At 27.3% G+C, this 14021-nt stretch carries 14 protein-coding genes and 1 other annotated feature; of the genes, 3 read left to right on the forward strand and 11 right to left on the reverse strand.

All coding sequences use genetic code 11. The annotated features are described in order from the left end of the window. Positions 1–96: 96 nt before the first annotated feature. The 6 genes from A500_RS14220 to A500_RS14240 all read right to left on the reverse strand — a co-directional run bounded on the left by A500_RS14220 (position 97) and on the right by A500_RS14240 (position 5878). Positions 97–1836: a sensor domain-containing protein gene (locus tag A500_RS14220; RefSeq protein WP_016208263.1), complete on the reverse strand. Its 1740-nt coding sequence runs from the start codon at positions 1834–1836 to the stop codon at positions 97–99. Between the two features lie 45 nt (positions 1837–1881). After that, the gene (locus A500_RS20475) at positions 1882–2028 is read right to left on the reverse strand and encodes a hypothetical protein (protein ID WP_157453670.1); all 147 of its coding nucleotides are present in this window, start codon (positions 2026–2028) and stop codon (positions 1882–1884) included. 20 nt (positions 2029–2048) lie between these two features. After that, positions 2049–2237 carry a DUF4250 domain-containing protein gene (locus tag A500_RS14225; RefSeq protein WP_016208264.1) on the reverse strand — a complete coding sequence of 63 codons (189 nt, stop codon included), beginning with the start codon at positions 2235–2237 and terminating at the stop codon, positions 2049–2051. A 501-nt stretch (positions 2238–2738) separates the two neighbouring features. Continuing rightward, the gene (locus tag A500_RS14230; RefSeq protein WP_016208265.1) at positions 2739–3602 is read right to left on the reverse strand and encodes a tRNA 2-thiocytidine(32) synthetase TtcA; all 864 of its coding nucleotides are present in this window, start codon (positions 3600–3602) and stop codon (positions 2739–2741) included. A gap of 91 nt (positions 3603–3693) precedes the next feature. Next, entirely contained in the window at positions 3694–4458 is a 765-nt protein-coding gene (locus tag A500_RS14235; protein ID WP_016208266.1) for an EFR1 family ferrodoxin, read from the reverse strand. A gap of 64 nt (positions 4459–4522) precedes the next feature. Further along, positions 4523–5878 carry an FAD-binding oxidoreductase gene (locus A500_RS14240; RefSeq protein ID WP_016208267.1) on the reverse strand — a complete coding sequence of 452 codons (1356 nt, stop codon included), beginning with the start codon at positions 5876–5878 and terminating at the stop codon, positions 4523–4525. A gap of 212 nt (positions 5879–6090) precedes the next feature. Here A500_RS14240 and A500_RS14245 point away from each other — a divergent pair, with 212 nt between their 5' ends. The 3 genes from A500_RS14245 to A500_RS14255 are packed head-to-tail and all read left to right on the forward strand — an operon-like array spanning position 6091 to position 7204. Then, positions 6091–6366: a spore coat associated protein CotJA gene (locus A500_RS14245; protein WP_016208268.1), complete on the forward strand. Its 276-nt coding sequence runs from the start codon at positions 6091–6093 to the stop codon at positions 6364–6366. Continuing rightward, the gene (locus tag A500_RS14250; RefSeq protein WP_016208269.1) at positions 6366–6629 is read left to right on the forward strand and encodes a spore coat protein CotJB; all 264 of its coding nucleotides are present in this window, start codon (positions 6366–6368) and stop codon (positions 6627–6629) included. The genes A500_RS14245 and A500_RS14250 overlap by 1 nt, the downstream gene beginning before the upstream one ends. After that, on the forward strand, positions 6629–7204 hold the full coding sequence (locus tag A500_RS14255) for a manganese catalase family protein (protein WP_016208270.1): 576 nt from the start codon (positions 6629–6631) through the stop codon (positions 7202–7204). Before A500_RS14250 ends, A500_RS14255 begins: the two co-directional genes overlap by 1 nt. 53 nt (positions 7205–7257) lie before the next feature. Here A500_RS14255 and aspS read toward each other — a convergent pair whose 3' ends face one another. The 5 genes from aspS to A500_RS14280 all read right to left on the reverse strand — a co-directional run. Further along, positions 7258–8544, reverse strand: a complete 1287-nt coding sequence (gene aspS / locus A500_RS14260) for an aspartate--tRNA(Asn) ligase (RefSeq protein ID WP_016208271.1) — start codon at positions 8542–8544, stop codon at positions 7258–7260. A 333-nt stretch (positions 8545–8877) separates the two neighbouring features. Beyond that, positions 8878–9099: a binding site (T-box leader), on the reverse strand. Positions 9100–9240: 141 nt separating this feature from the next. Next, positions 9241–10068, reverse strand: coding sequence for a carbohydrate ABC transporter permease (locus A500_RS14265; RefSeq protein ID WP_016208272.1), 828 nt, complete (start codon positions 10066–10068; stop codon positions 9241–9243). Positions 10069–10099: 31 nt separating this feature from the next. Further along, entirely contained in the window at positions 10100–11053 is a 954-nt protein-coding gene (locus tag A500_RS14270) for a carbohydrate ABC transporter permease (protein WP_016208273.1), read from the reverse strand. Between the two features lie 75 nt (positions 11054–11128). Next, positions 11129–12427, reverse strand: a complete 1299-nt coding sequence (locus A500_RS14275; protein ID WP_016208274.1) for an ABC transporter substrate-binding protein — start codon at positions 12425–12427, stop codon at positions 11129–11131. Positions 12428–12678: 251 nt separating this feature from the next. Next, positions 12679–14021: helix-turn-helix domain-containing protein (locus A500_RS14280; protein WP_016208275.1), on the reverse strand; the 1343-nt coding region annotated here is incomplete at its 5' end.

The raw sequence follows: 14021 nt of genomic DNA on the forward strand, positions 1-14021 counted from the left end.
CTCCAATAGGAGTTTTTTGCATTCAATTTATTTTTAGTAATTCCAAGCAAATTACATATATAGTTCCATATTTTTATAATTAATAAAACAGCTTTTCTACTTATTTAACATATTAATTACATTTTCAAAATTTTCTGGTTTACTATAGTAAAAACCCTGAACAGTATCACAATCTATACTTTTTAAATAATCTACTTGCTCTTTTTCTTCAACACCTTCAGCTACAACTGTTATACCTAGCTTATGAGATAATTGTATTATATTTTCAATTATATATCTACTTTTATCATTTTCAGTCATATCAATAACAAAACTTCTATCAATTTTTAAGACATCTATTGGTAATTTAGTTAAATGATTTAATGAAGAGTATCCAGTACCAAAATCATCTAAAGCTATTGATGATCCTAAGTCTTTTATTTGTAATAAACACTCTATATTTCTGTCTACAGATTTCATTATCATACTTTCTGTTATCTCTACCTCTATGTATTTAGGTGAAACATTAAACTCTTTAATTAAAGAATTAAAATATTCTATCAAATCACCCTGCCTTAATTGTATTTCAGATAAATTAACTGCTATTTTAAAATTATCATATCCTTCTGATAATAAATACTTTACTCTTATAAACACTTCTCTTAATACAAATTTCCCAATTGGTATTATAAGCCTAGTATTTTCTGCTATAGGAATAAATTCACCTGGACTTACAAATCCTATTTCATTACTTTTCCATCTAAGTAATGCTTCAAATCCATTAACCTCATCATCAGTAAGCCTTACTTTAGGTTGAAAAACAACGAACATTTCATTATTTTCTAACGCGGTTCTAAGACCTCTTTGAATAGAGTAAATTCTATTTATTTCTCTTGATATATTATTATTAAACATTTGACATTGATTTTTTCCATTTCCTTTTGCTATATACATTGCAGCATCAGCATTTTTTAATAGAACTTCAAAATTTTCGCCATCATCTGGAAAAACAGATATTCCTATACTTGATGAAGAATATATTTTATCGTTATTTATATTATATGGTTTCTTTAATATATCAATAATCTTCCTTGTTGTGCACTTTATTTCATTTAAACTATTTATTGATGGTAGAAATATCAAAAATTCATCTCCACCGAATCTACATAATAGTTTATTATCATCAAATGCATTCTTTAAATCCTCTGAAAATCGTTTCAAAAATATATCTCCACACTTGTGCCCATAAGAATCATTTATAAACTTGAAATTATCTATGTCTATTATAATTAAAGCTCCTCTAGATTCCAATTTAGTATGATTTTTAAGTTCTTCCTCAATTATATCTTTAAAATGTTTTCTATTATTTAGTCCTGTAAGTTCGTCATATTGAGTCATATACTCTAATTTTAAATGAGCTTCCTTTTCTTTGGTTATATTATATAAATATCCTTCAAAGCCTAAGAATTCACCATTTTTATTTATTTTACTTTGCCCTTTAACGCTTATCCATAGTTCTTGCCCTAAAGCATTTATTATCTTAACTTCAGTTTCTTCTTCATTATTTATTACTGCGTCAATTAAAATCTTTATATAATCATTGTGCACATATTTTTTACTCTCATCAACAGTAAATATAATAAACTCCTCATCGTATCCAATGATTTCTTTATTATTTCCATAAAGCATAATTGAATCTTGTTCTTTATTTACAGAAATAAATAGTCCTTTAATGGATTTTACAAAAGATTCTTTTGAGCTTAATAAAAATTCTTTATGACTTTGTAAGTCAATAGAATTTTTATTGTTTTTGTTAAGGGGGCTAACATCCTTGTTATAACTATTTTCCCTAATCATACCTTCTTAATCCTTCTCAAAGCATATTTTTCATAAAAAGATTATTTATTTCTCTTCTTCTACTATTTCTTTTTCGTCCTCTACTTTAACTTCATTTTCTGATTTTTCTTTATTATCGTTTATTAATGTAGCAACTAAAGCCGCACCTGCTGCTAATCCAAGTGCTAACTTACTAATATTTTTAAGCTTCATAAATTTTTCCTCCTACCCGCTTACTTAAATTGATTTTGTTCTTTCTCATATTTATACCCTATCGAACTTAATTTCTCTATCAATTCTTCCTCTGTTACATCTATATCTTCACATAATGCTGATAAATTTGAATAAAAATCTCTTAATTTCATATTTATCAGGCTTAATAAAATATTAGGATCCATAGATAAAATACTTTCTCTATCCATAATATTTCTCCTTTAAATATAATTTCTATTTATTTGAAATCACAAATAAAATATACCATATATCCTTTAATAAAAAAAGCATATTATAGATCTTTTTGTATATTTATTGAAATGTTATTTCTTTTATATTATCGTAAATAATTAGATTTTTTTAATATATTTTATCTATTTTTTTAATACATTTTAGTTATTTTTATAAAATCTTGAGAAGCTACTTTGTGAAATTATTATTAGAAGTAGCTTCATCACCTTATATTTTACTTAACTTCTGGTACTTTAGAAGCTTCACTTTTCTTTGGAGATTTATATCTTTTCTTTTCCCAGCTTGCCTCTTGATTCTTTTTAGCCATTTTTTTCACCTCCATTATATTATTAGTATTCATAATCTATTTTTAATTATTCAAAATTCACTCTGATAAATTTTTAAAAAATTAAGTAAAAAAAGATATTATGCATAAGTTTTTATACCATAATATCTTTTAATAATATATCTATATTTTATTACTCATCATAAACATCTAAATACTTAGTTTTTATACCGTCTTTTTCCCATCCAAGTATGGAATCTAAATTTACATTTTCGGCAGCTTTAAATATTGATTTCTCTACTCCATCAAAATTCTTCTTAAGCTCTTTCACTAATTCTTTTATTTCATATCTCTTATTGCCTATTTTCTCTGCTGCAACCATACATGCACAATTTAAAGGCCAAATTCCTGCATTATTAGTAAATCTTTTTATATAATCTTCTTCAACATAATAAAGGGGTCTTATAAGTTCCATATCTTCAAAATTTGCTGCTTTAAATTTAGGAAGCATAGTTTTAAAATTCCCTGCATAAAGCACGTTTAATAATGTTGTTTCTATAACATCATTATAATGATGTCCTAATGCAAGCTTATTACATCCAAGCTCTCTTGCTTTACTATAAAGAGACCCTCGCCTCATTCTTGCACAAAGATAACATGGATAATCTCTTGCCATCTTATCTATAACTTCAAAAACTTTTCCTTCATATATATGTACTGGGATTCCAAGATGATTACAGTTTTCTATAAGTAAATCTTTTATCTGTGGATGGTATCCAGGATCCATTGCTATAAATTCTAATTCAAAATTCATTTGTCCATGTTTTTTAAGCTCTTGAAAACACTTCGCCATAAGTAGTGAATCTTTACCACCTGAAATAGCTACTGCAATCTTATCTCCTTCTTCTACAAGGTTATAATCCTTGACTGCCCTTACAAACTTAGTCCAAATATGTTTTCTATATTTTTTAACAAGGCTACGCTCAATTTCTTCTAAAGGCTTCTTTTCTTCAGTAGGAATTAATCTTTCACAGCCTTTACCTGCTATACTACTCATTTCATCACCTCACTTAATAATACTTTTCAATTATATCACTTTTTCAACATATTGTCTTTACATAATCGTTCTTAACTATATACTTTATCTATCAACTCATTAACTCGTTCATATTTATATATGGATTTTTATATCTATTTTTATTTATTGTACTTTTCCCAATATTTATAGCTTTTTTAGGGCATAGATTTATACAAGCCATACAATCTGTACACTTTCCATTCCACTTAGGTTTATTATTTTCCATTATAATGTTGTTTACTGGACACACATTTTTACAAACTTCACATCCAATACATTCAGTATTAACCCTGAAATTTTTATCTTTACTTTTGTATATATTTTTCCATGAAAAATAAAGAATTTTATTTATACCAAATTTATAATTAAGTTTCTTTATCTTCCTTAACTTAATTTCATTAATAAACTCTTTTAAAGTTTCCTCATTCCTTTTAATTGCTGTAATTGCTCTTTCTTCACTTGGATTTCTACCTGCTCTAACATAGTTAGAAATATATTTTATACAAACACAATTTGATAAAATATTTGTATCTTTAATAATTTCATTAATATGTGCAAAGCTACTTTTAGCTTCTCCTCCACCTGATACACCAATTGCAAAAACATATGAATCTTGCTTTAATTTTAACTCTTTTAAAAAATTCAAAACTACTATAGGTAAAGAACCACAATGTATAGGATAAATTAATCCAACTACATCATTATCACAAGTAAAATCATTATTTTTCAATGCCTTACTCATAGATATTAATTCTATATCTTCATTTAGTTCTTCCTTTAATCTTTTGGCAATGTATAAGCTATTTCCTGTTGATGAAAAATAATAAATCTTCATATATATCCCCTATTCAACCTTTATAATCTATAGATAATTATAACACTTATAAGTAAAATTTCTATTATTCATTTCTTATAACTTGAGGATAATTAAATATATTATACGGATCATAATTCTTTTTAATTTCCTTTAACCTTATTATATTTTCTCCATAATACTCATCTTCATAATTATTCAGTTCATGTAAAGGGAAATTAACAAAAGATCCTACTGTCATTAACTCTATAGTTTTGAAGTTTTCTTTAAGCCATTCCTTATTTATATCAGCATATTTATCTTCTTCCCAAACAGATTGAATTCCCATTATAAACTTAGCATCTCTATAATAATACGCTGTATCTAACTTATCTACATCTGAAATGGCTCCACCTGCTCCATAAAAAGATATAGCAGTATAATTTGCTCCTTCAGCCGGATTATCTATTATTTCTATAAGTCTTTTTAATTCAGTATAATTATAATCCTTATAAATAAATCTACCAGTTGACTTATACTTTTCATAGTCTGGATGACTATCTTGAATATATCTATTACATTCCAATATACTCATATCTTCTATTTTAATTTCCATTGAATTTGTTATATTTTCTAATGGACTAAGTATTTCTCTTGCATCAATAGAATTTCCATAAAATAATCCTGTAAGCTTAACGCCTCTGCCTTTTTCTACTGAATTATATATTGCAGTCTTTAAATTAATTCGTCTATCTAAATTCTTATATAAATTTTGGAGAACTTCAATAACTTTAATATTATCTTCAGTACTAATATTAGGATAATTTATATAAATTAATGTACCCATTTCTATTTTTTCTTTTAGTTTTATAGTCATAGATGTTATGATTCCAAAATTGCATCCTCCACTGCCTTTGCAAGCCCAAAATAAATCACTATTTTCTTGCTCATTAATAATTAGTTTTTCCCCTTTATAATTTATCATTTCAAGTTCAATTAAGCTATCGCAAGCTAATCCTAGAAATCTACTAGAATATCCCCAGCCGCCACCAAGTATCAGTCCTGCTACACCTACTGTCGGGCATCCCCCTCCTGGAAATGCATAACTTTTACTTCCTAATGCCTCATATATTTCTCTATTTCTTACTCCTCCACCTATTTTTACAACACTATTCTCTTCATCTATATAAATTTCATTCATCTTACTTATATCTATAACAGCTACATCATTACCAGTTGAATATCCCTCGTAGCTATGAGCCCCTGATCTTACTCTTATTTCTATAGAGTTTTTTCTAGCCCATACTATTGCATTTATAATATCCTGTTCATTATAACAATATATAATTACTAATGGATACTTTTCAATTGCTCTATTCCAAGATAATCTACTTTCTTCATATTTACAATTATCTTTTGTAACTATTTTACCAGTTAATTCTGTATAAATTATGTTTTCCATAAAATCACCTTCTATATGTCGTTATATATTAGATAATATCATATAGAATATTAAAATCAATAAAAATAGTTATCATAAGAATTTACCTATTTACTTAAATTCTTTCATTATTTAAATTTTAAAACTTTTGGATTTCTATATCTTTTAGGCACATTTCTACTTTTTTCTACATAGTTTATAAATATAGAGAATCAACGAAAGGATGTTTAATTATGTATTATCGTGATGATGATAATTGTGAAAAATGTAATGACTGTATAAAAGATCCTAGTAAGCTTTATTGTAATATAACATGTACTGATACAGCTAAAAATTGCCATGAGTCATATAAAGTTTTCGACCCTCCAGTATATGCTAAAGCATTTGTAGCTCTTCAACCATATGAAAAATTATTTAATATAGAAGATGCCTTTGATGCTGGTACAATTTTCAAAGATTTATATAGTCCTTACTGTGATGTTAAATACATTGGAGGTGTTCACAAGTAATGAATAAAAATGAGTATTTAGATAAAATACGAAAGTTACAATTTTTTGCTCTAGACCTAAATTTATATTTAGATAATTTCCCGACTTCTGAAAAAGCAAAACATGATTTCGAGGTAATTTCTTGTGAATTAAAAAAGACAATTTGGGATTATGAAAAAGAATATGGCCCTCTAACTAATTTTGGCTCTTCTTATTTCCAAGATCCTGAAGCTTGGGTTAAAGGCCCATGGCCATGGGAAAATATGAGAGGAGGAAAAAATTAATGTGGTACTATGTTAAAACTTTACAACACCCTGTTAACTTAAAATCTACTGATTTAAAAATGGCTAAGGTTCTAATTACTCAATATGGTGGTCCTGATGGAGAACTTAGTGCTGCTCTTAGATATTTAAATCAAAGATTTTCGATGCCTACAAATAAGTCTAAAGCATTATTAACCGATATTGGAACAGAAGAAATGGCTCACGTAGAAATAATAGCTACTATGGCTCATCAAATTATGGAAAATGCATCAATAGATCAAATAAAAGCTGCTGGCTTAGATGGGCATTATGCCGATCATGGAAAAGCAACTTTCTATACTGATGCTACTGGAAACCCTTGGACTGCTACTTATATCCAAGCTAAAGGTGATGTAATCGCAGACATTCATGAAGATATGGTTGCTGAACAAAAAGCTAGAGCAACTTATGAATGGTTAATGAACTTAACAGATGATGCTGAAATAAAAAAAATATTAGGTTTCTTAAGAGAAAGAGAAGTTGTACATTATCAAAGATTTGGCGAAGCATTAATGGATGTCCAAGATAATACTAAGTTAACAGATTTTTGTAAATAATGTAACAAATAAGGCTATCTTTATTATAGGTAGCCTTATTTGATTTCTGGTTTTTATGGAGTAATTCTAGTTCTATCTCTAGTTATAAAAGAGGCTTCTCTAACATTTTCTAATGACAATAATCGAGCAGTAAATCTTTCTAGTCCTATTGCTAGCCCTCCATGCTTTGGCATGCCATATTTAAAAATATCAGTATAATTCTCATAATGTTCTGGATTTAATCCCTTATTCTTTATACTTTCTATAAGCATATTATAATTATTAATTCTTTCTCCTCCACTAGTAATTTCTACGCCTTTAAAAAGTAAGTCAAAACTTCTACTTCCGCCCTCCTTAAAAGGCATTGTGTACATAGCTCTCTTTTTTATTGGATAATTCACTAGAAAAATAAAGTCACAGTTAAATTTTTCTTTTACATAACTACATATAAGCTTTTCTGATTCTGGATCTAAATCATCTTCCAAATTTTCTTTGCCATAAACCTCTCTTAATACACTTATGGCCTCAGAAAAGTCCATTCTTGGAATGCTATTTTCTATTCTTGGAACTTCAACTTTCAATATTTCTAAATATCTCTTTGCCTTTTCTTCTAATGATTTTAACATATATTTTATTAACTTCTCTTCTAAATTAACTATATCAAACTCATCATTAATAAACCCCATTTCTAAGTCCATGCTCACATATTCATTTAAATGTCTACTTGTATTGTGCTCCTCTGCTCTATAAACATGTGCAACTTCAAATACTCTTTCAAATCCAGCTCCTACCATCATTTGCTTATAAAATTGAGGACTTTGTGCTAAATATGCAGTTTTACCAAAATAATCTACTTTAAATAATTCTGTTCCTCCCTCGGTACCCTCCGCTACAATTTTAGGAGTAAATATTTCTGTAAAATCATTTTTAATTAAGAATTCTCTAAAACTCTGTACTATTATATTTTGTATCTTAAATATAGAATTGGTCTTTTCGTGTCTTAAGCTAAGAATTCTATTATTCAATATTGTATCTAAATTAATATTCAGTTCTTTTTTATTTATTTCTATTGGCAATTCTTGTGCTTCACTTATTATATGAAATTCATTTCCTATTATTTCACATGGGTGTAATGAATTATTACTACTTTTTACTATCCCAACAACAGATATTACAGATTCAATTTTTAGTGTATTTAAATCTCTAACTTCATTATCAAATATACATTGTATTAAACCAGATCTATCTTTTATAACTAAAAAAGTAATATTTTTCAGCTTTCTTATTCTATAAACCCAACCTTCTATTTTTATTTCTTTTTCCTGAAAATTGCTAACATTTGTAATTAAAATTCTCTCCATAAACAACACTCCTTTTAAATTTATATTTTTATATTAATAAAAAAATAAATCCCTTGAGTATTACTTTACTCAAGGGACGATAAATTACCGTGGTACCACCCTTATTAACTTTTAATCATAAATTAAATTTAATAATTAAGATATATACTTAAAGCGGCCTTCTTTAAGTATAAAAAGCGGACATACGTAAATTTACTTATTCCGTCACTTCACTCCAAGTCAACTCAAACTTACATATGTCCACTTGAAAACTGAAGAAAGGAAATTACAAAAAATTATTCCTAGGTTAATTTTGATATAATTCCCCCCAAAATATAAAAAGCCCTCACTCCCTATAGGAGTGAAAGCTCTGTTCACGGTGCCATCCTAATTTAACTTAATAAAATGATATTAAAGTTATCTCAATCTATTAACGCTAGAACACGTCTTATCCTAATTAGTTTCAGATAAGCTTCTCCAGGATGTCTTTCAATATCATGTTCTCATGAAGCTTCCACCATCCTTCACTCGCTAAAGATACTTATAGATATTTACTCTTCCTTTCAACAAATTTAACTTTTTATTTATATTATTCCTTTTAATAATAAATGTCAATATAATTTAGAAAAATATTCTATGAAGTATAGGCTAAAAAATCTTATTAAATATCATTCTATAATAATATTTAATAAGATCTTGATTTTTATAATAATTTTATTATCCCTTTAATCCAGATGATGCTACACCTTCAACAAAAAATCTTTGTAAAGCTAGGAAAATAATAAGTACTGGTATTAAAGCAATAAGCGATGCTGCCATAATAAGAGAATATTCTGCTGAATATTGACTTATAAACATTCTTAAACCTACTTGAATAGTTTTTTTAGCTTCTGAGTTTATATAAATTAATGGCCCCATAAAATCATTCCATACACTAACAAATGTAAAAATAGTTAATGTTGATAATGCTGGTTTAGCTAAAGGAAGCATTATTTTATAATAAATTTTATATTCACTATATCCATCTATTCTTGCTGCTTCAAGTAATTCATTTGGAATACTCATGTAGAATTGCCTTATTAAGAAAACTCCAAATGCTGAAAATGCTTGTAATAGTATTAAAGCAAAGTGAGTATCACTTAGATTCAATTCTCTCATCATAATAAATTGAGGTACCATATATACTTGCCATGGAACTGCTATTGTTGCTACATAGCACAAGAATATCTTATCTCTATATTTAAAGTCCAATTTTGCAAAAGCATATGCTGCAAAACTACTAGTAAATAATTGTAATAACGTTATTATTACTGTTAATTTTGATGTATTAAAAATAAATTTTCCTAAAGGTATTTTAGTCCATATTTCTTTATAATTGCTCCATACAGGATTATTAGGTATCCAATCAAATGGGAATTTAAATACATCTTTGTTTAATTGTAGAGATGCTGATAGCATCCATGCAAACGGAACCAGCATTAATATAGTTAGTGCTATTAAAAGTGTATATGTTAATATCTTTGAAATTGTATTTTTGGTTTTCATGTTCACTTTAACTACCTCCTTTTTATTAGTATTACATATAGCTAACCCATTTCTTCTCGCCTCTAAATTGAACTATAGTAACTATCAAGACTATCATGAATAAAACCATAGATATAGCACTTGAATAACCATAACTAAATTCCTTAAATGCCGTATTGTATATATGTGAAACCAATACTGTTGTAGATCTACCTGGTCCACCTTGAGTCATCATATAAACCAAATCAAACACTTTAAAGCAAGAAATAGTAAGCATTATACTAACAAAGAAAGTTGTTGGAGTTAACATAGGCAAAGTTATCTTTTTAAATTGTTGCCATCCGTTAGCACCATCTATACTTGCCGCTTCATATAAATCTCTTGGAATGCCTTGAAGTGCTGCTAAATATATTACCATATAGTATCCCATGTTTTTCCAAATACTAACGAAAACTATTACTGGCATTGCCCATGTAGTAGAAGATGTCCATCCTGGTGGATTAGTGATTCCTAAAGACATTAGAAAACTATTAACAACTCCCATTGATGGATTAAAGATCATATTCCAAACAACTGCAACAGCTACTAGAGATGCTACGTATGGAAAGAAAAATACTGTTCTAAAGAAATTTCGTCCAAATATCTTTTTATTTAGTAATATTGCAATCCCTAATGATGCTACTAAAGTTAATGGAACTGTAGCAATTGAGTACACTACTGTATTCTTCAGTGCTATTTTAAATGTTGTATCTGTTATAAGTCTTTTAAAATTATCTAAACCTGCAAAACTTATAGGATTAGCTCCATCCCAATTTAAAAAAGATAGTATAAATGCAAATATAACTGGAATCAATGTAAAGATTGCAAAACCTAAAAAATTAGGAAGGATAAACGAATAAGCAGTTAGATTCTTTTTCATCTGCTTTTTATTTATTTTATGTGATATTTTTTGCTTTGTTTCTTGATTCACTTTTAACTCCATAACAAACCTGCCTTTCTTGGGCATATCCCCCTTAAGATATTTTATTTTTTATTTAGGAGGGAGCTTTTTAAAGCCCCCTTATTTCTTTATTAATAATTTCTACTTATTTAATTCTTCCTTAACACGATTTGCCATTTCTTTTAATCCTGCATCTATATCTACACTACCTGTCATTATAAGGTCATGTTCTTCATTTAATATTATTTCTATTAAAGCTGATTTACTATCTACTGGCATTTCTAAATATGTTTTCACTGTATTTAATGCTTCTTTACTATTTGCATCTGTAGGGAAACCCTTTGTTCCTGCAATAGTATCTACTATACTATCAGTTTTAATTGCTGGTAAAGTTCCACTATTAGCTACAACCTTAGCACCTTCTTCACCACTAAAGAATTTTATAAAGTCCCAAGCTGCATCTTTCTTTGAAGACTTAGAATTAATACCTAATGATGTTATTGTACCAACTGTTGTACCAGGTTCTACTCCATCTGCATGAGGATATTTAACTATTCCCCAATTCATATCAGCTGTACCTTTATCGTGACTAGCTATTACAGTTCCAATATACCATGATCCCATTGGTAACATTGCAATTTGTTCATTTTCAAATACTCCTGAATAGTGTATGCTTCCAGTTTTTAATGAACCATAATCCATAACAACCTTATCTTTTTGCATTCCTAATACCATCTCATAGAAAGGCTTCAAGAATGAATAATCTTCTTGTATAATTGAATTCTTACCATCTAATACTGCTGGTAATTGTACTGTAGATCTCCAAGTATGATAGTGGCTGCCATAAACTGCTTCCGCTCCAGAGCCTGAAGTCATTTTTCTTGCAAGTTCTTCATATTGTTTCCATGTCATATCATTAGTTGGATATTCTACGCCTGCCTTATCAAAAAGATCTTTGTTATAGTAAAGAACCCAGAAGTCACTTCTAAATGGAAGTGAATATAATTCGTTATCTATTGTCATTTGTTCAGTTGTTCCTGAATAAAGATTTAAATTAACTTTATCCTTTTCAATATAACTAGTAAGTGGCTCTAATTGTCCTTTGTTTACCATTGAAGAATAACCTGGTGTATCTTTAACTGTTATGATATCTATATCATCAGAACCACCTGATAACATAACTGATAACTTGTCTTGATATTCTGCTGAAGAAATATCAACTAATTCAATATCAACATTTTCATTTTGGGCCTTATATGCATCTATTACAGGTTGCAAATAAGCTGTCTTATCTTTATCCCAAACTGACATTTTTAATGTAACTTTTTCACCAGATGTATTTCCTTCTGTTTTAGTGTCTTCTTTGCTTCCACAACCTATAAAAACACTACTAGCTACTGCTAATGTTAGAAGGACAGAAATAATTTTTTTAGTTTTCATAATTCATTCCCCTCACTTTTCATTGATTCGATTTACAATTTTATTATATTAATTTAGTGTTTGCTTATAAATGGATAATCTTTTTATTTCATTCACTTTTTTGTTAACCTTTTCATTGCTGATTTTTCTAAATATTTTATCAAGCTTTTCATGTATTATTTTTTTATTTCATTCACTTTTTACTTCTAAATATATATCTTTTATATAAAAATATCGTCCATATATCTTTATATAGACGATATTTTAATTCTCTATGACATAATTTTTATATATTCTTTTGGTGAATATCCTGTTATTTTTTTAAATACTTTACTAAAATAAAATGCACTTTCAAATCCTAATTTATCAGAAACTTCATAAACTTTATGATTTTCTTTAATTAATAGTTCTTTTGCTTTATTTATTTTCATTTGATTTACATATTCAGAAAAGCCCATATTACAATCCTTTTTAAATATTAAACTTAAGTAACTAGGACTTATATTATGTATACTAGCGGTTTCATTTAAATAAATCTTTTCTTCTAAATTATCATTAATATATTTTTTAACTTGAGTAACTATATGATGTTTATAATTTCTTTTCCTAAAATCAATATATTCACATAATCTATCTCTTAATAAAGATATCCATTGAACTATTTCTATAACATTCTTCTTTTTATATATACTTCTATATCCTTCTATTTCACTTGAAAACATATCATTTATGCAGTCTGTCCCATCGGGTAATAAATTTAATGATATATATAATATATTACATGCACAATCTATTGCTTTTAAATATTCATTAGGAGACGAATTTAACCAATCTATTATATTGCAAAATATTTTATCTAATCTTTCTGAATCATATTCTTCAAAAGCCCTTCTTAAATCATCCCTAAATAAATTTATGTTAAATCTATCTTCGTTATCATCTTCTAACTTTGAATAAACTCTTATATCTTCATTTGAACTTTGTAAGTTATAGGCATATCTAGCTTCTTGAAATGAATTTGAAATCAACTCCAGCTTGTCATAAACATTCCCTATTCCAATTTTTATACTTACATTAAAATAATTTTTAACAGCCTCTGAAATATTATACATAGCTCTTTTAACTGTATTTTTTATGTTAAAGTCTTCTTCCTCTTCAAAATAACATATAACTGCAAAATGATTGGCATCAAGAAATACATTAAATGATTTTAAGTATTTAATAGAAATTTGTTTTATCATATTAAAGGTACACATATAAATATTTAATAGTTTATCGCTATCCAATTCTTCCCTTGAATTAGAACTTATATCACAAAAACAAGTTATAAACTTCTTTTTTTCTAAATCAAGATTTAACTGTATAGTTTCTTCATACATTAACTTATTTTCTTCAAATAAGTTGTACAATAATTTTATAAAAAATCTTTCTTTTAAACTACTTATATCTTGTTGATCACTACTACTTTCTAAATTAACATTTTCTTTTTCCCTCTTTTTTAATTCCTTAATAGAATTTTCTACAGATCCTTCTAAGACTTGTGGTGTTAATTCAAGCTTTACTAAATAATCATTAACATTATACTTTATAGCTGTTTTTGCAATTTTAAAATCCT

The sequence above is a fragment of the Clostridium sartagoforme AAU1 genome, from assembly GCF_000401215.1.
In the GTDB taxonomy this organism is placed as follows: Bacteria; Bacillota; Clostridia; order Clostridiales; family Clostridiaceae; genus Clostridium; species Clostridium sartagoforme.